Raw genomic sequence first — 22,432 nt, 5'->3', positions numbered from 1 at the left:
ATCACTCCTCGTAAAAACAGTTAATTCATTGTAAGTTGTTTTTCGTAAACAACCAGATACTCACCCTGATGTAAACCACTACTTATTTTTAAATAGCCTAATTTCTTATAGTTATTAACATCATCGTAGATACTTTCATTTATTTCATAGTGGACTGTGATCTGCTCAACCTTTTTAACTACTTTCATACATCTACCCTCTCTGACTTACATCAAATTTAAATCTATCATTATTGTTCTTTTTACCATAGATTAACTTCCTTCCGAAAACTATATAATATCGCCATCTGGATCGCAAGCAGCTATAATTCAGAAAACTTAAAATTATGCCTATTTTCGAAAAAATAAATGAATTGAAACTTATAAAATTTTCCTTTATAATTTTAAGTTGATACATTATGTATCCAATTGATTTAGGGAGGTTTTTTGATGTGAATAAATTTCTAACCAGACTAAGTAGTTTAATGGTGATTCTGGCATTAGCCTTACTCTTGATCCCACAAGTACACGCAGCCCCACCAGCTGGTGATATTACATTCGGCACTATGTTTACTCCACGTCCTAATCTTACCGATGGGAGTGGGATAATTCTCGTTCCTCGAAGCTTCGAGTTTGCTGTTCAGATTACTTCGACCAAAGTAATTTCGAAAGTGACTGTTAAAGTCGAAAACTTTACAGCTAAAATGGATTTTTCAACAGATGCTAGCTGCCATTATTGTGCAGGATACATCACAAAGATTGAACTTGGAGCTAAATCTCAAAATGGCTTGAAGAAATTAGTGGTTAAAGCGACAGATATAAATGGATACTCGACAACCCACGATTATTATGTGACTCTAGGCGATCCAGACCACCCTCTACCATCTATCGAATTGACAAGTAATGTCAATGTTTTTTCAGGTAAATCGTTTGATATCATTTATAAATTACGAAATGCATCTTTACCGATATTTGGGCAAGAAATCCTGTTAAACTATGACCCACTAAAAGTAGAATTCGTCTCTGCAAAATCAATGCAGCAGAATGTAAAAATTCTTAATAAAAATACTTTATATGATGGAGTTGTCATATTAAAAGTTGGACGCATGGATATCACAAAGAATACCGATAGTCTTTCTTTAATAAAATTTCAATTTAAAGCAAAAAAATTAAATGCTAGTTCAACGACAACAATGTACTCAATAGTATCAGTTTTAGACGATAAAGGTGTCAAACTAAATCAATTAACTGGCACTGACAATTTCTCCACTATTAATATTATCAAAAAATAAAAAAATATTGAGATGAATTAGAGGGGGATTAACAATCCTCCTTTTTCTCAATTGAGTTTGAGTTAATGGATAAATAAAAAAGCCACTGTTTTAGAGTGACTTTCTTTATGTAGCCTTACTTTATTCAATCTCTAGGATAGTCAACTTTCATTATATCCATATACTTAACCTTAATAGTACCATCTGTTTGTTTAACATGTACTGTCCCTGTTCTGGAATCCATGAGAATGATCTGTCCACGTATTTGTTCTTCCCAACCCCATATAGTAAATAATATTTCAGACTCCTCTTGAAAAGCTTCGACAATTTGATTACCTATTTCCTCCATCGAAAACTCATCTCGTGTTGGTCGTTTAGTTATTTTTGGTTTTGCCATGCGTTACCCTCCCGATACAAGTTAAGAAAGTATTATATCACAGATTTACATAGTATTAATATTTATTTATCTCCTCTTTATCTCCTCATAAAACCAATTGATGTTTTATTGCCAAAACTCCCACACTTATAAAACTAATCTCCCATATACTATCCTATCAACTAAACGAGGAGGATTAGAGATGAACTCTTCAACAATTCGTAAAAAAAGCAATGAGTATTTGCACAAACGGGTAAGAATTAAAGCAAAAAATGGTAATATTTATACAGGTTTCCTTGTAAGGGTCGATGATAACAAATTATTATTAAGAGTCACCGCTATAAGTAACGGAAAAAAAGTTCAAACAGCCTTTTTCCCTTTTTTCTTACCTTTATTTTTCTTCGATTTATTCTTTATCGGTCTATTAATCTAAGTGATCATTCAGCTAGTAGGTTATACCCTCATTTGAGGGCTTTTTTTATTAGTCAACCATTCAGAAGGCATACTTTAAATGATCCAAACGGATAAATTCACTCTGCGAGTTTAATTCGACTGAAATAAGGTCAAACCTGATCTTGCGATCGTGTTTATGTTGCTGGTGCAGATAAACCTGTGCGGTTTCTCTGACCTTTCTTTGTTTACGTTGATCAACGGATTCTTGAGGGGTACCGTAACGGCCAGTCATTCTTCTAGTCCGCACTTCAACAAAGACAAGGATGTCTGCATCCTGAGCAATGATATCCAGTTCTCCGCTGCGGCATCGCCAATTCGTCTGGTGGATTAAATAATTCAAGCTGACCAAATGTTCTTTAGCCAGCCCTTCACCATATTCACCTAGTTTTTTTCTGGGGTCGAGTTTTTCATTCTCACTCATAAATGCTTAATCATCCCTTTGGCTCGTTGGTCAGAACGATAAATAAAGCTGAGGATTTCTGCCACCAATTGGTATAGCTCTGCAGGAATTTCTTGGTTCAATTCGAGCTTGGAAAGCACCTCTACTAAAGAAGCATCCTCCTGCAGCGGAATCCCGAATTCCTTGGCTTTTAACATAATTCTTTCAGCTACCTCACCTTGACCTTTGGCAATAACAACGGGCGCTTGCTGTTTATCTGAGGAGTAGCGAAGCGCTACTGCCTTTTTTATTTCATGCTTCTTTTCAATCATACGCGCAGATCCACACCTTTATAAGGTTTAGAAGCATAAGAAGATACATTGGCATTTCGTGAGTCTTTCGTTAATGCTGCTTGCTCCGAAACATCTTCTGGAAAAGGTGAGATTTTGAGTGAGAGAAATTGATAGCCAACATTTTGTAAGCTTGCAGCAATTTCGTCACGAGAACCTTCTAATAAATTCGCAACAAAATCATGATCATTATGCACATGAACACTGACTATTTTGTTGAATACTTGGACATCAACCAACGTATCTCCGATTGATTTCATCTGCAAATCAAACACCAAGCGACAGTTGTTCGCATCAATTTCTCCCCGACTGCCTTTGCGAGATTGGATATGGACAGCCGCTGTTTGCTGACCTTGCTCATTGTTCATCGGAATCATCATCGTAATATGCGAAAACATGGAAGTCCTATCAGGCGAAAGCAATAGCTGCTGTCCCGTAATTTGCTGGAGTAGCTGCTGAGCACTTTCTTTAAGCGCTGGCGGTGTGTCATCCATGGAGTTCAATTGCAATAATGCAGCTTTTAAAGAATCCGTGACAACTTGTTTGGCTGCTTCAACCGGGGTGCGATTGCCTTCTATTGTAAACTCAGGTTCGAGTACTAGTTTCTGGATTAAATGTCCCTGTTTATCCAACCCAGGTGCTTTATCCAAAGCTTTAAAAAGCTGCTGCTCATGCTCAACGCCTAGTGATTTTAACCATTTACTAATCCATTGGGGAGTTTCGGTTTGACTGGCTTGTTGTGTTCTATTCACAGTTGTTTCGTTGTTTGTACTCGCTAATTTTACGGTCTCGGCATTCGTTAACGGAAGCTTTACAGATTTATTTGCTTCGTCTGCTGCGACTGGATTTGTTGGTTTTCCATCGGCTGCATTTTTCACAGTTGACTCACCTTGCGCTACAATAGGTGGGTTTGATTGCGGCAGTTGATTTCCTATCGCTCCCAATGCTTTGGCAGTTGTTGATTGCTCTGTACCTGATAAGCTTACTGTATTGGAAATTAGCTGATCTTTAGCCGATTGATTTGTATTTATTGGCGTATTTATAATGTTCGTTGTTGTCACGGTTGGCTTACTACTTGTCTGCTCCTCACTTAGAGGACTTTGAAAAGCTTGCGAAGATGCAGCCTGTAATTGGCTGAGTTGCGATTTAATCTGTGTAATCAAATCAGAGACTTCTTTAGATAATGCTGGATTCGTTTGAGCTGCGTTCAATTGCTTAGCTAGTTGATCCAATTGTTGATTGATTGGCGCCCCATATACCACTTGATGCAAGGCACTCACGGTTTCGACCGTGATTGGCAGATTATTCTTCACTGCCAAAAGTGTGGATTGCAGCCATTGCTCTGGTACCGCATTAGCTGGGTTTGCTAACACAACCTTAGCGAAGGCTTGCATATTTTCTTTAGTTAAAGAGATATTCTCCTGATGCATCGTTTGCACGATTTGGCGATTGGCCACTGTATCTTTTAGTCCCATATTGCTTAGCACATCCGCAAGCGATTCATCTGCAATTAGCACAGTTGAATTTGCCATTGGTTTCAATGTAATTTGACCATTAGTGGAATCGGGCTGCACCTGTAGCATCGTAACCTCACCTTGTTTCAGAGGTGTCTCTAAATGAGCCTTTACTTGTACGCCACCAATGTTAATTAGGGCATCCTGACCAGCCAATAGCTGTAGAACCAAGCCTTTGACAATTTGACCGACTTTGAGCTCTAAGGTTTTGGGTTCACCGGGCTGCGCTTCATTCAATAAGCTGCGTAATAATTGGCCTACATCCATTGTAACGCCTCCTTACTTCATCATGTATAGTATATCGGCATCCGACTTAATTTTTAATATTAAAATAATTCCTGTTGAAGATTTAGCAGTTTTTTCAGAAAAGTTAGTCGGTGTAAAGCTGAAGGCCCATGCATCAAAATACGCTCACGATGCAGCTTGGTGGCATAGCCTTTATGTAAGGCTATTCCATAAACCGGGTGCTGTCTATCCCACTCCAGACACATACGATCACGAGTGACTTTCGCTATTATGGAGGCTGCCGCTATAGATTGACTTAATGCGTCACCATGAATTATCGCTTTTTGAGGAATCGAGCTGTCTACTTTTTCCGCATCAACCAGCAAGTATTCAGGCTGTATGGTCAATTGCTCCAATGCTTGCCTCATTGCCAGTCTTGCCGCTTGTTTAATATTAATTTGGTCTACCGTTATGCAATCGACAATCCCCACTCCAATAGCTAATGCTTGATCCCGAATAATGTCATATAATAAATCTCGTTTTTTCTCAGATAATTTTTTCGAATCATTAATCCCCTCTATCACCAGTCCAATAGGCAAAATAACTGCCGCAGCCACAACATCACCAAATAAACAACCTCGCCCTACCTCATCTATGCCTGCTATGTATTGGATTTGCTTGTCCCATAGCTCTTGTTCAAATTGCAGCATGCTAACACTCCATTCATAGATTAATAGTTTCTGAGTACATAGATTCAGGCATTAAAACAAGCATATCGATAAATTTTGTCGTAATCAAAGGTAACGTAATACTTTTCCGTACAGCTATTCCAATACCTCGTGTGGGGATTGGTTCTTTTGTATGGATTTCGAATAAACTGCCGTTTTTTAGTTCATCACTCACAAATGACCTTGAGATAAAGGCTGCTCCAAAGCCACGTTTAGCCAATTCTATGAGTAAATCAATACTGCCAAGCTCGATATCTACCTCTACTGTGATCCCTTGCGCCAAGAACCACCATTCCATAAAAAGACGGGTACTGCTACCTTGTGATAAGCAGAGCAGAGGTAATTCACTTAGCTTAACGGCTGTCAGATGGCCTTTAGCAAGCTCACGATAAGCTTCGCCAACCACGAAACAATCTTGCGTTTGCGTAAGCAGACGTACATCAAGTTGTGGATCCGCTAGCGGCAGATGAACAACTCCACAATCTATCAGACCATCCTTAAGGCGTTGTGCAATTTCACTAGTTTTGCCGTGAGATAAGCGAATGCGAATAGCAGGAAATTCTTGATGGAATTGATCCAATACAGGTAGCATTAAATGTTTAAATACAGAATCACTGGCACCTACACGCAGTTCTCCGCCATTAAATTGCTTAAGATCCAGCAGCTTCTTCTCCCCTTCATCCAACAAGAGAAAGGATTTTTCAACATATTCTAAAAGTGCTTGACCTTCGGCCGTTAATTCTACTCCTTTCGAATTACGATTAAATAGCTTTAAACCAAGTGCTTGCTCCATTTGCTTGATTGCATAACTAATCGATGGCTGAGTGATGAATAACTCCTGTGCAGCCCTTGTAAAATTTCCTGTTTTAGCAGTATGTAGAAAAATTCGATACCACTCTAAGTTAAACATGTGATAAACCACCTCTATGACAAAGCATCAATATTCCAATTATATCTATTTCTTTTTTTTCATTATAATCAAATTAAGAGAGATAAACAATGGAAAGGGTGACCGAAATGAACACAGTAAACCAGCACGAACCAGAAAAGGAAGCACAATCCCCTTGGTCTAACTACATCGATAAACAAGCTGTTCGAATTAGCCCATCTGCAAGTCCAGTGCAAGGTACAATTACCATGCCAGGCAGTAAAAGCTTGACCAACCGCGCCTTAATTATGGCTGCTTTAGCAGTTGGGACCTCTCGCTTGGAGGGAATTCTCAAAAGCGACGATTCCTATTGGTGTATACACAATTTAACTCAGCTTGGGATCAAGATTCAGGTAGATAGGGAGATCGCGATTGTTGAAGGCAATCGAGGCGAATGGACCTTACAGGGAATTGAATTGTATGTAGGCGCTGCAGGAACGATTGCTCGTTTTTTACCGGGAGCTCTGGCGATTGGTCGTGGAGTTTGGCATCTAAAAGGAAGTAATCGAATGCATGAACGTCCTCTTGCTCCACTTCTTGATGCTCTAACTAGCTTAGGTGCAGTTATTCAATATGATGCTAACAGCGGCTTCCTTCCCTTAACGCTTCATGCAAATGGTCTTATGGGTGGGCTTGTATCTCTTGCCGGTTCCGTATCCAGTCAGTTTATTAGTGGGCTTTTGCTAGCCGCTCCCTATGCTGAGGAAGCAATCACTATAAAAATGGAGGGTTCTATCGTTCAGCCTGATTATGTCGAATTAACCCTAGAAATGATGCGAGCGTTTGGAGTTCCATCATCATGGAGTGACAACGGGAGTTCAATTCTAATAAGACCTCAGAAATACAAAGCGCAGAATATTAAGCTTGAACCCGATGTATCGACGTGCGGTTACTTTTGGGCGCTTGCTGCACTTACCAACGGGCGTATTAGGGTAGATGGTATTCACTCCAAAACACGTCAGCCTGATATCGAGCTATTAAATGTCTTGGAAGTCATGGGCTGTACAATTAATTTGGGTGAAAATTATATTGAAGTATGTGGCACCTCTAATCTAAAAGGTGGCTTCACCCTCAATATGCAACGTTGGTCTGACCAAGCTCTTACTCTAGCTGTATTAGCTATTTTTGCTGATGGGCCAATTACACTCTTAGGTATTGAGCATATTCGCCACCACGAATGTGATCGAATTGCAGCCATTTGCAACGAGCTTCGCAAATTAAGTATTCAAGTAGACGAGCATATGGATGGATTTACCGTCTATCCTGGCTTACCTAAAGCTGCACAATTAAATCCGCACGATGATCATCGCATGGCTATGGCGCTAGCCCTAATTGGAAGTAAGGTGGCGGGAATCAGCACTCTGAATCCAAGCTGTGTTTCCAAAACGTGCTCCGACTACTGGGATCGATTATCCACTCTCGGCGTTGTGATAGAATTAATATAACAGTCATACAAATGCACAAAAGCCACTTTATCTAATTAGGATAAGGTGGCTTTATTTAGTATAGCGTATTATGGAGCTTCTAAACTGATCCGCCCCATCTTACCTGCACGCAGTTCTCTGAGAATGACCATGGATGTCTTATCCAAGTCAACTCTTCCACCACTTTGGATGATTCCTCTTTTACGTCCGATAACTTCCATAATTTTCACAATTTCATTGGGATCTGATAAATCCGTTGGTATAGATTCCATGTTAAACCGCTCCATTAGCTGACCTTTATAATGCTCGGCTAAATAGCGAATCGTAAAAAAAGCAATCTCATCGGCATTCAAAAGTACTTCCTTGATGGCACCTGTAGCTGCAAGCCGCATTCCTACATTCTGATCCTCGAATTTCGGCCAGAGTATTCCTGGAGTATCAAGCAGTTCCATTTCCGTACCCATCTTAATCCATTGCTGGCCTTTGGTAACACCTGGACGATCTCCAGTAGCTGCAATTTTCTTACCGGCTAAACGATTCGTCAGCGTCGATTTTCCCACATTCGGTATTCCGACGATTAAGGCGCGAACCGCACGCGGGTTGATGCCTTTACGGATTTGAGTTGCAATCTTATCCTTGAATAACTCTTTACAGCGTGGAGCAATTTCTCTTACCTGATTTCCGGATACTGCATCAATGGGCAATGCGTCCAGTCCTCTTTCTTTGAAATAAGCGACCCAAGCAGCAGTCACTCCCGGATCAGCCAAATCCGCTTTATTCAAAAGCACTAAGCGCGGTTTTCCCTTAAGAATCTCGTCAATCATCGGATTACGGCTGGACATCGGTATTCTCGCGTCCAATAATTCGATCACGACATCGATCAGCTTAAGCTTTTCTTCGATTTGCCGCCGCGCTTTAGTCATATGGCCGGGGAACCATTGAATGGTCATACTTTCACCTCAAAGTCTAATGATGCACAAATTTTATTTGTTTCAGCGGCCAGAAAATGAAATCCGCTCTACCGACAATTTTAGAAAACGGTTGTGGTCCAATAGCACGACCATCGTGGCTTTGGGGACGGTTGTCACCCATTGCAAAAAAGGTGCCTTCAGGTACAGTTTGCTCAGCATAATCAGGAGAATTGTAAATTTCTCCACGGTCAGCAGCTTCCTTAACAGCTTCACGAACATAATCTTCATCCAATTCCTTACCGTTCACATACACTTTATTGTTCTCAACTTTAACTTTTTCACCCGGTAAAGCAATTACTCGTTTGATATAATCTTTTCCTTCTGGTGCATGAAACACTATAACTTCGCCATGCTTAGGTTTACGAATCGTGTATATGATCTCATTAACAATTAATCGTTCACCTGTGTAGAAATTAGGTTGCATGGAAGGACCGTCCACAATAAATGGTGCAAAAATAAACGTGCGAATCACGACAACCAGTAATCCTGCTATAACCAAGGCTTTAATCCATTCCCAAACTTCACTTTTTGCACGCACTGGCTGCTCTACAATGTCATCTTGCTCCATTCGGTACACCTTCCTTATATCACTAAAAATACGAAAAGGAGCTTGCTTCCAAGCTCCCCGTTAAAACTATCGAATTTCTTTGATTCTTGCTTTCTTACCGCGAAGTTCACGTAAGTAGTAAAGTTTAGCACGACGTACTTTACCGCGACGAGCTACATCGATTTTGTCTAGTTTTGGTGAATGCAATGGGAATGTTCTTTCCACGCCAACACCGTACGATATTTTGCGTACTGTAAATGTTTTGCTGATCCCAGTACCGTGGCGTTTAATAACAACACCCTCGAATAACTGAATCCGCTCACGAGTTCCCTCGATAACCTTTACATATACCTTCAATGTATCGCCGGGGCGAAAACTTGGAAGATCGGAACGCAATTGTTCTTTAGTAATCTCTTGAATTAAACTCATTTGGACTTCCTCCTTCCACTCAGGTGTTCTTTCGCCGTTATAAAGTCTCACATAGTTGTAATGCGAAGCGGACCACCAGATTAAACAAAAATTCACAACAGACTAATGTTACCATAGAGCCCTATGAAAAACAATAGAAACTTCTAATTAGATTGAATCCGCGGGATTTCGCTCCCAAGCTTGGATCCATTGACGCTCTTCTTTTGTCAGCTCAACATGGGTCAATAGCTCGGGACGGCGCTGCCAGGTACGACGAAGCGATTGCTTGCGCCGCCAATTTGCCACATTGATATGGTGACCGGAAATCAGCACATCCGGAACCTCCCACTCGCGAAATTTAGCAGGACGCGTATAATGCGGGTATTCCAACAGTCCTGTACTAAAAGAATCCGTAACTGCAGACATCTCATTGCCAAGTACTCCTGGCAGTAAACGCGCTACGCTATCAATAACGACCATAGCAGCCAGTTCTCCGCCTGTAAGTACATAATCCCCAATTGAGATTTCATCCGTTACCAGATGCTCACGAATTCGTTCGTCAAAGCCTTCATAATGCCCGCAAATAAAGATCAGGTGGGACTCCTGTGATAATTCCTCTGCTTTTCGCTGCGTGTAAGGCTCCCCTTGTGGACACATGAGGACTACCCTAGGCTTTGCCGCACCTTCTGAAATTAAAGCTTCAACAGCAGCAAAGATCGGCTCAGCTTTCAGCACCATCCCGCCGCCTCCGCCAAATGGGGCATCATCTACAGTATTATGTTTATTATTCGAATAATCACGAAAATTAATCGCTTGCAACGAAACAATGCCCTTTTCTTTTGCTTTGCCAAGAATGCTCGCCGCAAATACCTCTTCGAACATAGCTGGGAATAAGGTAAGCACATCCATCCGCATCAATCGATCAAACCTTCCATGATATAAACGAGAATTTGTTTGGCAGCGATATCAACCTTCAATACAACATCATCTATAACAGGCAGAAGTACAGGCTTACCGACAGGTCGTGTAACCACCCATACATCATTTGCTCCAGGCGTTAGAATATCCGTAACAGTCCCCAGCGTCTCGCCATCCTCTGTTACGACACTACAGCCAATAATTTCATGATAATAATACTGGTCGTCTTCAAGTTCAAGTAAATCTGAAGCACGGACTTTAAGCATCCAGCCCTTATACTTTTCCACAACATTAATGTCAGTAAAGCCGACAAATTTGACAATATATACGTTTTTTTGCAAACGCCCAGACTCGACTTCGACGATCATTTCCGTCTTTTTATCAGGATCCACCATGATGAGCTTATTGCCTTTTTGAAACCGAGTTTCCGGAAAATCTGTCTGCAGCAGCACCTTGAGCTCGCCTTTAATTCCTTGCGTATTCACGATCTTCCCCACATTATACATGGCTTCACCCATGGGTAACCTCCGATTAAAAATGGTGTTGTTATACAGTAAAAAGGGCTAGGATAATCCCGCCCTTTTTGTACGTCTAAGAGACTATTTCCACTGAAACGCGTTTGTTTTCTTTCACTGCTGCTGATGTAACGACGGTGCGAAGCGCTTTGGCAATACGACCCTGCTTGCCGATCACTTTACCAATATCGGTAGAATGAACAGACAATTCATAAATGGTAGCATTGGCATCCTCAACAACATTCACACGCACATCTTCCGGATGATCAACCAACGCCTTCGCGATAACGGTTATTAGATCCTTCATGATACCCTCCCGACTGCAACAGAATTACTTCTGTAGTTTAAGCTCGTGAAATTTGGTCATGATGCCGGCTTTGCTGAATAGACTACGAACGGTATCAGATGCTTGAGCACCTGTTTGCAACCACTTAAGTGCTTGCTCTTCGTCGATGTTAACCGTAGCTGGTTTTGTTAACGGGTTATAAGTACCGATCTCTTGGATAAAACGACCATCACGCGGAGAACGGGAATCGGAAACGACCAAACGGTAAAATGGAGATTTGTGTGCACCAATACGTTTTAAACGGATACGAACTGCCATGAATTTTCACCTCCTTAAAATAATAAACCCAAGGATAACCGGCTATGCCACTTTCTGAAAGAAAGTAATGCGTTTGTCCGGAAATATAACATCTGTATAGGAAGATACCTATACTTTCTTATATTTTTCTATGTTAAGCATCAGCCAAAAGGAAACTTCATCCCTTTGCCAAGCTTGCCCTTCAAGCCTTTCATACCTTTGCCGCCTGAGCCCATCATGCCTGAGAATTGCTTCATCATCTTGCGCATATCGTCAAATTGCTTAATCAAGCGATTGACTTCCTGAACCGACGTTCCGCTGCCTAAAGCCAAACGTTTACGACGGCTTGCATTGAGAATTTCGGGCTTGCGTTTCTCTTGAGTCGTCATCGATTTCACAATAGCTACAGTGCGGGCCATTTGTTTATCGTCAACCTTCAAATCCTTAGCACCCTTGAGCTTATTCATGCCAGGCATCATATCCAATAACTGATCCAATGGCCCTAGCTTCTTAACCTGCTCAAGCTGCTCTAAGAAATCCTCAAAAGTAAACTCGTTGTTGCGCATTTTAAGCTCGAGTTCCTTCGCTTTATCTGCATCGATATTCTCCTGTGCTTTTTCAATCAGCGACAGCATATCACCCATGCCAAGAATCCGCGAAGCCATCCGATCTGGATAAAACGGCTCCAAAGCGTCGACTTTCTCACCCGTAGCAACAAACTTAATCGGACAGCCTGTTACAGCTCTTACCGATAAAGCCGCACCACCACGTGTATCACCGTCTAGCTTTGTAAGAATTACACCGGTTAATTCCAATTGTTTATTAAAGTTATCCGCTACATTTACGGCATCCTGACCCGTCATCGCATCGATCACCAGTAGAATTTCATCTGGATCCACTTCTTTGCGAATATTAGCCAATTCTTCCATAAGCTCTTCATCAATATGTAGTCGACCTGCTGTATCAATGATTAAATAATCGTGACCATTGTCTTTAGCATGCTGTAATCCGGCTTTTGCAATCGCAACTGGACTTACTTGATCTCCCAATGTAAAGACAGGAACTTTGATTTGCTCACCGAGCACCTGCAATTGTTTGATCGCAGCGGGACGATAAATATCACCTGCAACTAGCAAAGGACGATGATTTTGCTTTTGGAGCAATTTGGCTAACTTCCCAGTTGTGGTTGTTTTACCAGCTCCCTGCAAACCAACCATCATAATAACCGTTGGCGGTTTATTCGAGCGTGCTAGCTTGCTTTGAGTTTCACCCATTAAGGCGGTTAGCTCTTTATTAACAATATCGATCACAAGCATGCCAGGTGTAAAACTCTTCGTGACATCTAGACCAACAGCTTTTTCTCTAATTTTGGCGATAAAATCCTTGACTACCTTAAAGTTCACATCGGCTTCTAGTAAGGCTAGACGCACCTCTCTCAGAGCTTCATTGACATCTTCTTCGGATAGTCTGCCTTTTCCTTTGAGCTTACTGAACACGTTTTGCAAGCGACTTGCTAAACCTTCAAACGCCATAATCGTTCACCTCCGGAGGATAACCGTTAACCTAATGTTTCCATTTGCTCTAATAGAGCTTTTAGCTGCTGCTTGACTTCTGACGATGCTGAGTCTTGAATAGCTGTGATCTGCAATTCTATTTCCTGGATCATTTGTCCCCGCTGCTGATGTTTTTCCACCAAATGCAGCTTACTTTCATAGTCCTCTAGAACAAGCTCAGCACGTTTAATGTGCTCATAAACCGCTTGTCGCGTAATATGAAAAAGCGAGGAAATTTCACCAAGTGTATAATTATCTTGAAAGTAATAACGTGTGAAATTCTGCTGCTTCTCTGTTAATAATGCTTCATAGAAATCAAATAATAGATTAATACGAGTATTCTTCTCTAAGGCTTGATCCTCTGTCACCGCACACTCACCTCCCGTAAAGGGAAAACACTTTACAGCAACAACATGCTTTAGTTTACTAATTTCGGAATCGCTTGTCAAGTCTTTTTACTTTACAGTCCAATTCGATTAATCTTCATTCTCATTAGTCATCAAACCAGTAAATAAGGCATGCACGAATTGCTCCGAATCAAATGGCTGCAAATCATCCATTTTTTCACCTAAGCCAACGAATTTAACCGGAATGTCCATCTCTTGGCGGATCGCAATGACGATACCACCTTTAGCTGTTCCATCAAGCTTGGTAAGAACGAGCCCGGTTAAGCCTGTTTTATCGCTAAAAAGCTTGGCTTGGCTTAAGGCATTTTGTCCTGTAGTTGCATCTAACACCAACAATACCTCGTGTGGCGCTTCGGGAATTTCACGACGAATGACTCTATAAATTTTGTTCAGCTCTTCCATTAGGTTAGTTTTATTCTGCAATCTCCCAGCGGTATCACACAATAATACATCGACATTACGCGTTTTTGCGGCCTGCAAAGCATCAAACATCACTGCGGCAGGATCTGCGCCGGATTGTTGTTTAATCACGTCCACACCTACACGTTGCCCCCACACTTCAAGCTGCTCAATCGCTCCTGCACGAAAAGTATCACCAGCAGCCAAAAGGACTTTTTTACCTTCCTGCTTCAGCATGTGTGCCATTTTGCCAATCGTTGTTGTTTTTCCTACGCCATTAACACCAACGAACAAAATAACAGTTAATCCACTCTCTGCTATATTTAACGTTGTTTTAACTTCTCCTGGCTGCAGCAAGGCAACTAACTTCTCAGAGAGGATCGGCTGTAGAGCAGCGGCTTCTTCAATCTTCTGCTTGCGTACTTCTACGCGCAACTCGTCAATCAGTTTCATCACTGTATTTACGCCAACATCTGCACCAATTAGAATTTCTTCCAATTCCTCATAGAACTCTTCATCAATTTTTTTGCGACGTGAGAATAGATCCTCAATGCCCTCAACGAACGCATTGCGTGTTTTACTCAAGCCATCCTTGAATTTATTCGTTACGGCTTCTGCCTTTTGCGAAATACTGTCTTTCAGCTTCTTAAAAAAACTCATAGGAATCTCCTTTGTTATGCTAATTAAATCTAAATATCATTTTAAGCCGGTACAAGCTGTTCATCTCGATCTTCCAATCGCACGGAAACGAGCTTGGAAACCCCGCCCTCTTCCATCGTAACACCATAAAGCACATCGGCTTCTTCCATAGTTCCTTTGCGGTGAGTTACAACAATGAATTGTGTCTCATGTGAAAACTCACGTAAATACTCGGCAAAACGCGACACATTCGCTTCATCTAGAGCTGCTTCAACCTCATCCAGCACACAGAAAGGAACTGGCTTAATCCGCAGAATAGCAAACAGCAAAGCAATCGCCGTTAAAGCGCGTTCTCCGCCTGAGAGCAGCTGCAGATTTTGTAGTTTTTTGCCTGGAGGCTGTGCGATGATTTCAATGCCCGTATCCAACGGATGACTAGGCTCTGACAAAATCAGATCAGCCCGTCCACCGCCAAAAAGCTTGGAGAAGACGATTTCAAATTGCGTGCGAATCAATTCAAAGGTTGTGGTAAAGCGCTTGGACATCTCCTCGTCCATTTCGCGAATAACTTCATATAAAGTCGCTTTGGCTTCCATTAGATCATGCTTCTGCTCATTAAGGAACTCATAGCGTTCACTGATCCTTGTGAATTCTTCAATCGCCCCTAAATTCACATCACCTAAACTGGTAATTTCGCGTTTTATTTCTTTTACTTTAATTTGGGTCAAATTCACATCTTCCGGCAGAGCATAGCGAGATTTCGCCAGCTCAAAGCTCAGCTCATACTCCTCAGACAGCTTCTTCAGCAGATGGTCCAGTTCAACATCCAAACGAGTCGATCTTACTTCTGTATGATGAAGATCCTCTTCAACACGCTTAAGTGCAATTCTTTGCTCTTTCGTTTCATTCTCTGCTGTTTCAAGCTTTTGCATCCAACCCACTCGTTCTGCACGAGTAAAGTCTGTTTTCTCCGTGCAAGCTTGCTTCTTGAGCTTATGATCGTTCATTTGCTCAAGCTGCTTCACTGTATCCGCATTGCATATCGCAATTTCTTCATTCAGCTGTTGAATTTGCTTATGATTGGCTTCAAGCTCATCTCGAATCTCACGATAGTCCGCTTGCATCCGCTGCTGCTGTTCCATCAACGACTGCTTCTCTTGCGTGCTAGCCGCTGCTTTCACTTTAAGCTCAGTGAGCTGTGCCTGCAGCTCCTCCTTAGCCGATTCGCTCGCCTTGCGCGCTAGCTCAGCATCACGAATAGCCTGTGACAATTCCACTTCTTTGCGTTCTGCCTGCTGCAGCGTTACTTCTGCTGCCAGCTTCTTCCCGGCAAATTGGGTGACCTCTTCGCCGAGGACTACATTATCCTGTTCCGCCACATACAGCTGATCTTCCATCGTTTGGGCTTCATTCTCCAAAGGATTCATTTCTGCGACAAATTGTTGTTCCTCAATTCGCTTCAATTCGCCCTGCTGCCGCAATTCCTCAAGCTGGCGACTGCCAATCAGCAATTCAGCCTTAGCTTCTTCTGCTTTTTCTTGCAATTGCTTAAGCTGAGCTTTGGATTGGGCAATTTCTAGGACCATTTCATCAATTTGCCGCTGACGACCCAATAAGCTGGTTGTCTTCTTATGCTGACTACCACCCGTCATTGAACCACCTGGATGCACAACATCGCCTTCAAGCGTTACGACTCGAAACCGATATTGAACCTTCGCAGCCAGATGATTGGCATCCTCCAGTGTTTTAGCTACAACAACATTCCCTAATAAGCTTGAAAAGATCTGCTCATACTTGGCATCAAACTTAACCAAATTAACGGCAATACCCACATAACCTGGCGAACCTTCAATTCCACGCCGTTCATGATCACCAATTGTTCTGCCCTTAATAACATCCAAAGGCAGGAATGTAGCTCGCCCAAGCTGACGTCTTTTCAGAAAATTAATTGCCTCGCGGCCATTAGCTTCATTCGCAACAACTATATTCTGCAGAGCTCCGCCTAAAGTCGTTTCAATGGCCAGCTCGACATCTGCCGGAACTTTGATCAGCTCAGCCACCGCGCCATGAATTCCTTTTAGGCCATCTGGACGATCCTTCGCCTTCAGTACTTCTTTAACCCCTTGTTGAAAGCCATCATAGTCATTCTGCATTTCACGCATCGTATCGCTTCGTGAAACCAACGCATCCAGCTTCTGCTCCCAACGGCGAATTGTACCCAGTATCTCTTCGTACAAGCCTTGTTTGGTTTTAAGCTGATTGGATAAAGCTATGTAATTATCTCGAGTCTGCGAAATTTCAGTCGAAATCTCAGCCAACTTAATCGTTAAAGCCGCCTTTCGCTTCGCCAGACCTTCCTTTTGCTCATTCCATTTCTTACGTTCTTCTTCTAAACGATCGCCTCGACGCCCAATTGTTTCCAATTGCTGCTCCACATAACGGATTTCATTACGGCTCTGCGCAATTTGATTCAATGTTTCCAACAGCTCGGATTTGAGATTTTCCTCAGCTTCACTGCTAAGACCGCCAACAACGCCTAGAAGCCGCTCTTCCTCCGCTCGCAGTTGGGCATTATGCTCAACCAATAACGCGCTGACCTGATCCATTTTGAGCTTGAATGTATCCATTTCTAATTGCTTATCAGCTAAACGCTTGGTTTGAACAGCAATAGTCTGTTCATCACGCGTAAGATTGGCGGATAGATACTTATGCCTTTCCTTCAAAACTTCGCCTTGGCCCTCGCATTTATCATACTCTTCGCTAATTTGCAGGAGTTGTGCATGGAGCTTTTCCAGCTCCTCATCCAGCCGCTTCGTCTCCCAACGGTGCTTCTCCAATTGTGCGTCATGCTGGTTAACTACCGTTGCAAAGGTCAACTGCTCGACTTGCAGCCTAGCTAGCTTATCGTTCGTATCTTGCCAGGAGATATGCATCTGCTCAATCTGATGAACGTACAACGAAATCTCACTATTCTTCAATTCATCTTTAAGCGCTTTAAACCTAAACGCTTTCTCCGATTGATCCCGCAACGGCTCTACTTGATCTTCCAGCTCCGAAACTAGATCATGAATCCGCAGTAAATTCTGCTCTGTATCACTAAGCTTTTTTTCTGTTTCTTTTTTACGCGATTTATATTTGACAATCCCCGAAGCCTCTTCAAAAATACCGCGGCGATCCTCTGATTTCGTACTGAGAATTTCTTCAATCCGCCCTTGTCCAATAATAGAATACGCCTCTTTACCGATTCCCGTATCCATGAACAGCTCTGTAATATCTTTAAGCCGGCAAGACTGCTTATTGATCAAGTATTCGCTTTCTCCGCTGCGATGAACCCGTCTAGTAACCGTAACCTCGCTAAAATCCAACGGCAGCGCATGATCCTGATTATCCAGCGTTAAAGAGACCTCGCCATAATTGACCGCTTTACGCGCATCACTTCCAGCAAAGATAACATCCTCCATCTTTCCACCACGCAACGATTTTGCGCTTTGCTCACCAAGCACCCAGCGAATTCCATCGGAAATGTTGCTTTTACCGCTTCCGTTTGGGCCAACTACGGCAGTTATGCCTTGGACGAATTCCAATTCTGTTTTGTCCGCAAAAGATTTAAAGCCCGTCAATTCAATTCGCTTTAAAAACATCATCTCACCCCACACCTATTGTACCATGCGAAACTTAAAGAAAAAAAGAGCAGATTAAGGAACCCATTGCTGGTTCTTCATCTGCTCTACGTTGTAGTTCATCATCATAGAACCGTTACATTCATTTTCAGTAAGGCTTGCGAAGCCGCTTGCTGCTCTGCCTCTTTCTTAGACCGCCCATTGCCTCGACCAAGCTGAGCTTCATCCATCCATACTTCCGAAACAAACTCTTTCTCATGCGCAGGACCTCGTTCATCGACTATTTTATACTCAATCACGCCAAGACCATGCTGTTGTGTATGCTCTTGCAGCAACGTTTTGTAATCGATAATCTGCGGCTTGCCTTCACCAGAAATTTTCGGGAATAAGTAGGTCTTCAGAAAACTAATCACAGCTTCAAGCCCTTGGTCCAAGTAAAGGGCACCAATGAAAGCTTCAAACACATCAGCAAGCAAAGCTGGACGTGTTCGTCCGCCTGTGATTTCTTCCCCTTTGCCGAGATGAACATAATGGCCAAACTCGAGATCCTCTGCGAACAAAACTAAGCTGGGCTCACAAACAATCGAGGCTCTCAATTTCGTAAGTTCACCTTCGGACCGATGAGGATGCATTTCAAATAAATAATGCGATACTGTCAATTCCAATACAGCATCTCCCAAAAACTCCAAGCGTTCATTATCCTTATGGTTAGCCATGCGGTTCTCGTTCACATAAGAGGAATGAGTAAAAGCTTGTTTGAGAATATGTTGATCACGAAAAGAAATACCGAGCTGCGTTTGAAGCTGCTTTAAATCTCGATTCATGTATTTCACCTAAGCTTCGAATTTTTTCAAAATGATCGTCGCATTATGACCGCCGAACCCAAAAGAGTTCGACATCGCGATATTCACATCTGCCTTACGTGACACATTCGGTACATAATCCAAGTCGCATTCCACATCTGGATTCTCCAGATTAATCGTCGGCGCAAGCTCACTATGCAAAATAGATAACCCACAAATCACGGCTTCAATCCCACCTGCTGCCCCTAATAAGTGTCCTGTCATCGATTTAGTCGAGCTGGCAGGAATTTTATAAGCAGCCTCACCAAATGTAGATTTGATCGCTTTAGTTTCGGCAATATCACCTGCACCCGTTGAAGTACCATGCATATTAATATAGCTTACATCCTCAGGTGCTATCTTAGCATCCTTCAGTGCTTTAACCATACAACGTGCTGCACCTTCTCCACCTGGAGACGGTTCGTACATGTCATAAGCGTCCGAGCTCATCCCGTAGCCCACGACCTCAGCATAGATTCTTGCTCCACGCTGCTGTGCATGCTCAAGTGATTCCAGAATAAGAATACCTGCGCCTTCACCCATTACAAATCCATCGCGGGCCACATCAAATGGACGACTAGCATGCTCTGGATCATCATTTCGCTGAGACAAGGCACGCATAGCGCCAAAGCCACCCAAGCCAGTTGGGCATATCGGAGCTTCCGCTCCTCCACATATCATTACATCCGCGTCACCGCGCTGAATAATTTTGAAGGAATCGCCAATCGAATTCGTACCAGTAGCACAAGCAGTAACTGCTGTACTGCTAGGACCCTTTGCTCCGGTATGTATGGAGATTTGGCCTGTGCCCATATTCGCGATCATCATTGGAATGAAGAACGGACTAAGACGTTTAGGACCTTTTTCAAGGAGAATTCTATGCTGCTCTTCCCAAGTAGACAAACCGCCTATTCCTGAACCCACATAGACCCCAACTCGCTCTGGATCTGTATCTTCATTAACATTCAAGTTTGCATCCTTTAATGCCGATAGGCTTGCAACCACAGCAAGCTGAACATAACGATCCATCCGCCGAGCTGCTTTTTTATCAAAATAATCCTCGGGATTAAAGTCTTTAATCTCACCGGCAAAACGTGTTGTATATTCGGTCACATCAAAATTCTCGATCATAGAAATACCTGATTTGCCTGAAGTAAGATTGGACCAGAAGGTTTCCAAATCTTTACCTAGAGAAGTCATAACACCCATACCTGTAATTACAACGCGATGCGCCATATCTTCACCTCTATATTTAACAGCATTATTTTCAAAAAAGAACCCCATTTTCGCTAAAGAAAATGAGGATAAGTCCCGTTTATGAGAACGGGACTTAGTTGACCTACGTATGAGATTTTATATACTCATAAACTTCGCCTACAGTTGTTATCTTCTCAGCATCTTCATCTGAGATTTCCATATCAAACTCATCTTCCAATTCCATAACCAATTCAACTACATCTAAAGAATCAGCGCCTAAATCATCTTTAAAAGATGCTTCGAGGGTGACTTCAGACTCTTCAACCCCTAGACGATCGATGACAATACGTTTTACACGTTCCAATTTGTCGGACATCCGGTTCACCTCCTCCATGGTATTATACGAGAATTAATTTCAAATTACCATCCCGATATTACAAATTCAAAATACTTGTGAACATTACATGTACATTCCACCATCAATATGCAGGGTTTGTCCCGTCATATAGGAGGCTTCATTTGATGCTAAGAAAATAACAGTTTTGGCAATATCATCGGGCTGTCCGAAGCGTGCTAGAGGGATTTGCAGCAAAAGCTGCTCCTTCATTTCGTCGGACAGCTTATCCGTCATATCTGTCGTTATAAACCCTGGAGCAATGGCATTCACTGTAATTCCACGTGAAGCAAGCTCACGTGCAGCGGATTTAGTCAGCCCAATCACTCCAGCTTTGGCTGCTACGTAATTAGCCTGGCCTGGATTCCCCATAGTACCTACAACAGAGGATATATTAATAATCCGACCCGAACGCTGTTTCATCATCGTCCTGGTAACGGAACGTACACAATTAAAAACGCCTTTAAGGTTGGTATTGATGACTTCATCAAACTCGTCATCCTTCATTCGCATAATTAGATTATCCCTTGTTATTCCAGCATTATTCACGAGAATATCCAATTGACCAAACGTTTCCAGCGTTTGTTTAACCATGGCATCGACTTCAGCAGAATTACCAACATTGGCTTTAATGATCAGCGCTTTGCGCCCCAGTGACTCAATGTGTGCAGCCACTTCCGCAGCCGCAGCCGCATTGCCGGCAAAATTAACAACGACATCGGCACCTGCTTCGGCTAAGCTAATGGCAATAGCTCGACCAATCCCGCGTGAGCCGCCTGTAACCAGTGCTACTTTTCCTTCTAGCATAATGGACCCTCCTTAGAGTTTTCGTTAGAAAACTTTCTTCGTAAGCATAACTTTAAACCTGAAAGCTTTCTATTGCTTCCTTGCTGTTAATTGCGACTACTCGTACGGTTTTATCAATCTTTTTGACAAGTCCAGTTAAGACGCTTCCTGAGCCTATTTCAATAAAAGTATCAACACCTTGTGAGATCAACCAAAGTACCGTGTCCTCCCAAAGCACAGGAGAATAAACTTGCTCAACCAATAGCTCACGGATCTGTTCCGGTGCTTCAACAGGCAATGCTGTAACATTCGCTACAACAGGAATATTCGGGGTAAGGATCGTAATTTTCTGTAGCTCGCCTGCCAATTGACCAGCCGCTGGCTTCATTAAAGAAGAATGAAAGGGACCACTTACTTCAAGCGGAATTACTCGCTTAGCCCCAATTTCCTTGCCTTGCTCGACAACGGCTTGTACACCTTCTTTGGTACCGGAGACTACAATTTGGCCTGGGCTATTGATGTTAGCCATTTCCACAGAACCGACTTCCTGAGTGATCCGCGCACAAAGCTGAGCCAATGCCTCTTTCTCGGCACCTAGAACAGCTGCCATTGCCCCTAGTCCATTGGGAACTGCCTTTTCCATGAATTGGCCACGTAACCTAACAATTCGCACAGCATCCTCGAAGCTTAAAGCTCCTGCAGCAACTAAAGCTGAATATTCACCTAAGCTGTGACCTGCAACATAATCTGCTTGTACGCCTTTGGCTTTAAAAGCTTCAAATAAGGCTATACTGGTAGTCAATAATGCTGGTTGGGTATGATAGGTTATTTTTAATTCTTCCTCAGGTCCTTGAAAGATTAATTCGGATAATGAGAATCCAAGAGCTTCATCTGCGGATTGAAATACTTGCTTCGACTCTGCGTTTGAATGATATACATCCTGTCCCATTCCCACAGCCTGAGAGCCTTGGCCGGGAAATATAAATGCAATTTTACCCAAGCTGGTTCAGTCCCTTCATTTCAAAAA

Annotated in this window: 26 protein-coding genes; 3 read left to right on the top strand and 23 right to left on the bottom strand. The window is 42.5% G+C overall.

Features of this window, described 5'->3' with window-relative positions; translation table 11 throughout:
* Nucleotides 1–20: 20 nt before the first annotated feature.
* On the bottom strand, nt 21–188 hold the full coding sequence (locus EHS13_RS15735; protein ID WP_155701249.1) for a hypothetical protein: 168 nt from the start codon (nt 186–188) through the stop codon (nt 21–23).
* A gap of 242 nt (nt 189–430) precedes the next feature.
* Here EHS13_RS15735 and EHS13_RS15730 point away from each other — a divergent pair, with 242 nt between their 5' ends.
* Nucleotides 431–1,270: a cohesin domain-containing protein gene (locus tag EHS13_RS15730; RefSeq protein ID WP_155701248.1), complete on the top strand. Its 840-nt coding sequence runs from the start codon at nt 431–433 to the stop codon at nt 1,268–1,270.
* 124 nt (nt 1,271–1,394) lie between these two features.
* Here the strand turns inward: EHS13_RS15730 and EHS13_RS15725 are convergent, their stop codons facing one another.
* A complete protein-coding gene (locus tag EHS13_RS15725) occupies nt 1,395–1,646 on the bottom strand; it encodes a YolD-like family protein (RefSeq protein WP_155701247.1) in 252 nt (83 codons plus the stop codon).
* Nucleotides 1,647–1,827: 181 nt separating this feature from the next.
* Here EHS13_RS15725 and EHS13_RS15720 point away from each other — a divergent pair, with 181 nt between their 5' ends.
* Nucleotides 1,828–2,058 (top strand): LSm family protein, encoded by a 231-nt coding sequence (locus tag EHS13_RS15720; RefSeq protein WP_155701246.1) that lies wholly within the window; start codon nt 1,828–1,830, stop codon nt 2,056–2,058.
* Nucleotides 2,059–2,118: 60 nt separating this feature from the next.
* Here the strand turns inward: EHS13_RS15720 and EHS13_RS15715 are convergent, their stop codons facing one another.
* Genes EHS13_RS15715 through EHS13_RS15695 form a run of 5 tightly spaced genes read right to left on the bottom strand, consistent with a single transcriptional unit; the run spans nt 2,119 to nt 6,184 of the window.
* Nucleotides 2,119–2,499: a YraN family protein gene (locus EHS13_RS15715; protein WP_155701245.1), complete on the bottom strand. Its 381-nt coding sequence runs from the start codon at nt 2,497–2,499 to the stop codon at nt 2,119–2,121.
* On the bottom strand, nt 2,496–2,789 hold the full coding sequence (locus EHS13_RS15710; RefSeq protein ID WP_155701244.1) for an EscU/YscU/HrcU family type III secretion system export apparatus switch protein: 294 nt from the start codon (nt 2,787–2,789) through the stop codon (nt 2,496–2,498). The genes EHS13_RS15715 and EHS13_RS15710 overlap by 4 nt, the downstream gene beginning before the upstream one ends.
* Nucleotides 2,786–4,588, bottom strand: a complete 1,803-nt coding sequence (locus tag EHS13_RS15705) for a hypothetical protein (RefSeq protein ID WP_155701243.1) — start codon at nt 4,586–4,588, stop codon at nt 2,786–2,788. The genes EHS13_RS15710 and EHS13_RS15705 overlap by 4 nt, the downstream gene beginning before the upstream one ends.
* Before the next feature lie 59 nt (nt 4,589–4,647).
* On the bottom strand, nt 4,648–5,256 hold the full coding sequence (locus tag EHS13_RS15700; protein ID WP_155701242.1) for a ribonuclease HII: 609 nt from the start codon (nt 5,254–5,256) through the stop codon (nt 4,648–4,650).
* Nucleotides 5,257–5,269: 13 nt separating this feature from the next.
* The gene (locus EHS13_RS15695; RefSeq protein ID WP_155701241.1) at nt 5,270–6,184 is read right to left on the bottom strand and encodes a LysR family transcriptional regulator; all 915 of its coding nucleotides are present in this window, start codon (nt 6,182–6,184) and stop codon (nt 5,270–5,272) included.
* Between the two features lie 107 nt (nt 6,185–6,291).
* On the opposite strand from EHS13_RS15695, the gene aroA reads away from it, so the two are divergent.
* Nucleotides 6,292–7,647: a 3-phosphoshikimate 1-carboxyvinyltransferase gene (gene aroA, locus EHS13_RS15690; protein ID WP_155701240.1), complete on the top strand. Its 1,356-nt coding sequence runs from the start codon at nt 6,292–6,294 to the stop codon at nt 7,645–7,647.
* Nucleotides 7,648–7,715: 68 nt separating this feature from the next.
* Here aroA and ylqF read toward each other — a convergent pair whose 3' ends face one another.
* From ylqF to fabD, 16 genes are all read right to left on the bottom strand, one after another.
* Nucleotides 7,716–8,576, bottom strand: a complete 861-nt coding sequence (gene ylqF, locus EHS13_RS15685) for a ribosome biogenesis GTPase YlqF (RefSeq protein ID WP_155701239.1) — start codon at nt 8,574–8,576, stop codon at nt 7,716–7,718.
* Nucleotides 8,577–8,592: 16 nt separating this feature from the next.
* Nucleotides 8,593–9,165, bottom strand: a complete 573-nt coding sequence (gene lepB / locus EHS13_RS15680; protein WP_155701238.1) for a signal peptidase I — start codon at nt 9,163–9,165, stop codon at nt 8,593–8,595.
* Nucleotides 9,166–9,231: 66 nt separating this feature from the next.
* Nucleotides 9,232–9,573 (bottom strand): 50S ribosomal protein L19, encoded by a 342-nt coding sequence (rplS, locus tag EHS13_RS15675; protein ID WP_155705381.1) that lies wholly within the window; start codon nt 9,571–9,573, stop codon nt 9,232–9,234.
* A gap of 147 nt (nt 9,574–9,720) precedes the next feature.
* A complete protein-coding gene (trmD, locus tag EHS13_RS15670; protein WP_155705380.1) occupies nt 9,721–10,467 on the bottom strand; it encodes a tRNA (guanosine(37)-N1)-methyltransferase TrmD in 747 nt (248 codons plus the stop codon).
* Nucleotides 10,467–10,988 (bottom strand): ribosome maturation factor RimM, encoded by a 522-nt coding sequence (gene rimM, locus EHS13_RS15665; RefSeq protein ID WP_155701237.1) that lies wholly within the window; start codon nt 10,986–10,988, stop codon nt 10,467–10,469. The genes trmD and rimM overlap by 1 nt, the downstream gene beginning before the upstream one ends.
* 73 nt (nt 10,989–11,061) lie before the next feature.
* Entirely contained in the window at nt 11,062–11,292 is a 231-nt protein-coding gene (locus EHS13_RS15660; protein ID WP_155701236.1) for a KH domain-containing protein, read from the bottom strand.
* Between the two features lie 24 nt (nt 11,293–11,316).
* Entirely contained in the window at nt 11,317–11,589 is a 273-nt protein-coding gene (gene rpsP, locus EHS13_RS15655; protein WP_155701235.1) for a 30S ribosomal protein S16, read from the bottom strand.
* Nucleotides 11,590–11,729: 140 nt separating this feature from the next.
* Nucleotides 11,730–13,100, bottom strand: coding sequence for a signal recognition particle protein (gene ffh, locus EHS13_RS15650; RefSeq protein ID WP_155701234.1), 1,371 nt, complete (start codon nt 13,098–13,100; stop codon nt 11,730–11,732).
* A 26-nt stretch (nt 13,101–13,126) separates the two neighbouring features.
* Nucleotides 13,127–13,489, bottom strand: a complete 363-nt coding sequence (ylxM, locus tag EHS13_RS15645; protein ID WP_155701233.1) for a YlxM family DNA-binding protein — start codon at nt 13,487–13,489, stop codon at nt 13,127–13,129.
* Nucleotides 13,490–13,597: 108 nt separating this feature from the next.
* Nucleotides 13,598–14,587 carry a signal recognition particle-docking protein FtsY gene (ftsY, locus tag EHS13_RS15640; RefSeq protein ID WP_155701232.1) on the bottom strand — a complete coding sequence of 330 codons (990 nt, stop codon included), beginning with the start codon at nt 14,585–14,587 and terminating at the stop codon, nt 13,598–13,600.
* Between the two features lie 41 nt (nt 14,588–14,628).
* Nucleotides 14,629–18,207 (bottom strand): chromosome segregation protein SMC, encoded by a 3,579-nt coding sequence (gene smc / locus EHS13_RS15635; protein WP_155705379.1) that lies wholly within the window; start codon nt 18,205–18,207, stop codon nt 14,629–14,631.
* Between the two features lie 104 nt (nt 18,208–18,311).
* Complete coding sequence (rnc, locus tag EHS13_RS15630) at nt 18,312–19,010, bottom strand: ribonuclease III (RefSeq protein ID WP_155701231.1); 699 nt, start codon at nt 19,008–19,010, stop codon at nt 18,312–18,314.
* A gap of 9 nt (nt 19,011–19,019) precedes the next feature.
* Nucleotides 19,020–20,264 (bottom strand): beta-ketoacyl-ACP synthase II, encoded by a 1,245-nt coding sequence (gene fabF, locus EHS13_RS15625; RefSeq protein WP_155701230.1) that lies wholly within the window; start codon nt 20,262–20,264, stop codon nt 19,020–19,022.
* Nucleotides 20,265–20,367: 103 nt separating this feature from the next.
* Entirely contained in the window at nt 20,368–20,601 is a 234-nt protein-coding gene (acpP, locus tag EHS13_RS15620) for an acyl carrier protein (protein ID WP_155701229.1), read from the bottom strand.
* Nucleotides 20,602–20,685: 84 nt separating this feature from the next.
* Nucleotides 20,686–21,426: a 3-oxoacyl-[acyl-carrier-protein] reductase gene (gene fabG / locus EHS13_RS15615; RefSeq protein WP_155701228.1), complete on the bottom strand. Its 741-nt coding sequence runs from the start codon at nt 21,424–21,426 to the stop codon at nt 20,686–20,688.
* A gap of 52 nt (nt 21,427–21,478) precedes the next feature.
* Complete coding sequence (gene fabD / locus EHS13_RS15610; protein WP_155701227.1) at nt 21,479–22,405, bottom strand: ACP S-malonyltransferase; 927 nt, start codon at nt 22,403–22,405, stop codon at nt 21,479–21,481.
* Nucleotides 22,406–22,432: the final 27 nt, after the last annotated feature.

Source organism: Paenibacillus psychroresistens (genome assembly GCF_009728935.1).
In the GTDB taxonomy this organism is placed as follows: domain Bacteria; phylum Bacillota; class Bacilli; order Paenibacillales; family NBRC-103111; genus Paenibacillus_AC; species Paenibacillus_AC psychroresistens.
This window is presented reverse-complemented; position numbering and strand designations above follow the sequence as displayed.

Coding starts and splice junctions, on each gene's coding strand:
- EHS13_RS15735 (WP_155701249.1), bottom strand. CDS start 188: ATGAAAGTAGTTAAAAAGGTTGAGCAGATCACAGTCCACTATGAAATA.
- EHS13_RS15725 (WP_155701247.1), bottom strand. CDS start 1,646: ATGGCAAAACCAAAAATAACTAAACGACCAACACGAGATGAGTTTTCG.
- EHS13_RS15720 (WP_155701246.1), top strand. CDS start 1,828: ATGAACTCTTCAACAATTCGTAAAAAAAGCAATGAGTATTTGCACAAA.
- EHS13_RS15715 (WP_155701245.1), bottom strand. CDS start 2,499: ATGAGTGAGAATGAAAAACTCGACCCCAGAAAAAAACTAGGTGAATAT.
- EHS13_RS15710 (WP_155701244.1), bottom strand. CDS start 2,789: ATGATTGAAAAGAAGCATGAAATAAAAAAGGCAGTAGCGCTTCGCTAC.
- EHS13_RS15705 (WP_155701243.1), bottom strand. CDS start 4,588: ATGGATGTAGGCCAATTATTACGCAGCTTATTGAATGAAGCGCAGCCC.
- EHS13_RS15700 (WP_155701242.1), bottom strand. CDS start 5,256: ATGCTGCAATTTGAACAAGAGCTATGGGACAAGCAAATCCAATACATA.
- EHS13_RS15695 (WP_155701241.1), bottom strand. CDS start 6,184: ATGTTTAACTTAGAGTGGTATCGAATTTTTCTACATACTGCTAAAACA.
- aroA (WP_155701240.1), top strand. CDS start 6,292: ATGAACACAGTAAACCAGCACGAACCAGAAAAGGAAGCACAATCCCCT.
- ylqF (WP_155701239.1), bottom strand. CDS start 8,576: ATGACCATTCAATGGTTCCCCGGCCATATGACTAAAGCGCGGCGGCAA.
- lepB (WP_155701238.1), bottom strand. CDS start 9,165: ATGGAGCAAGATGACATTGTAGAGCAGCCAGTGCGTGCAAAAAGTGAA.
- rplS (WP_155705381.1), bottom strand. CDS start 9,573: ATGAGTTTAATTCAAGAGATTACTAAAGAACAATTGCGTTCCGATCTT.
- trmD (WP_155705380.1), bottom strand. CDS start 10,467: ATGCGGATGGATGTGCTTACCTTATTCCCAGCTATGTTCGAAGAGGTA.
- rimM (WP_155701237.1), bottom strand. CDS start 10,988: ATGGGTGAAGCCATGTATAATGTGGGGAAGATCGTGAATACGCAAGGA.
- EHS13_RS15660 (WP_155701236.1), bottom strand. CDS start 11,292: ATGAAGGATCTAATAACCGTTATCGCGAAGGCGTTGGTTGATCATCCG.
- rpsP (WP_155701235.1), bottom strand. CDS start 11,589: ATGGCAGTTCGTATCCGTTTAAAACGTATTGGTGCACACAAATCTCCA.
- ffh (WP_155701234.1), bottom strand. CDS start 13,100: ATGGCGTTTGAAGGTTTAGCAAGTCGCTTGCAAAACGTGTTCAGTAAG.
- ftsY (WP_155701232.1), bottom strand. CDS start 14,587: ATGAGTTTTTTTAAGAAGCTGAAAGACAGTATTTCGCAAAAGGCAGAA.
- smc (WP_155705379.1), bottom strand. CDS start 18,207: ATGTTTTTAAAGCGAATTGAATTGACGGGCTTTAAATCTTTTGCGGAC.
- rnc (WP_155701231.1), bottom strand. CDS start 19,010: ATGAATCGAGATTTAAAGCAGCTTCAAACGCAGCTCGGTATTTCTTTT.
- fabF (WP_155701230.1), bottom strand. CDS start 20,264: ATGGCGCATCGCGTTGTAATTACAGGTATGGGTGTTATGACTTCTCTA.
- acpP (WP_155701229.1), bottom strand. CDS start 20,601: ATGTCCGACAAATTGGAACGTGTAAAACGTATTGTCATCGATCGTCTA.
- fabG (WP_155701228.1), bottom strand. CDS start 21,426: ATGCTAGAAGGAAAAGTAGCACTGGTTACAGGCGGCTCACGCGGGATT.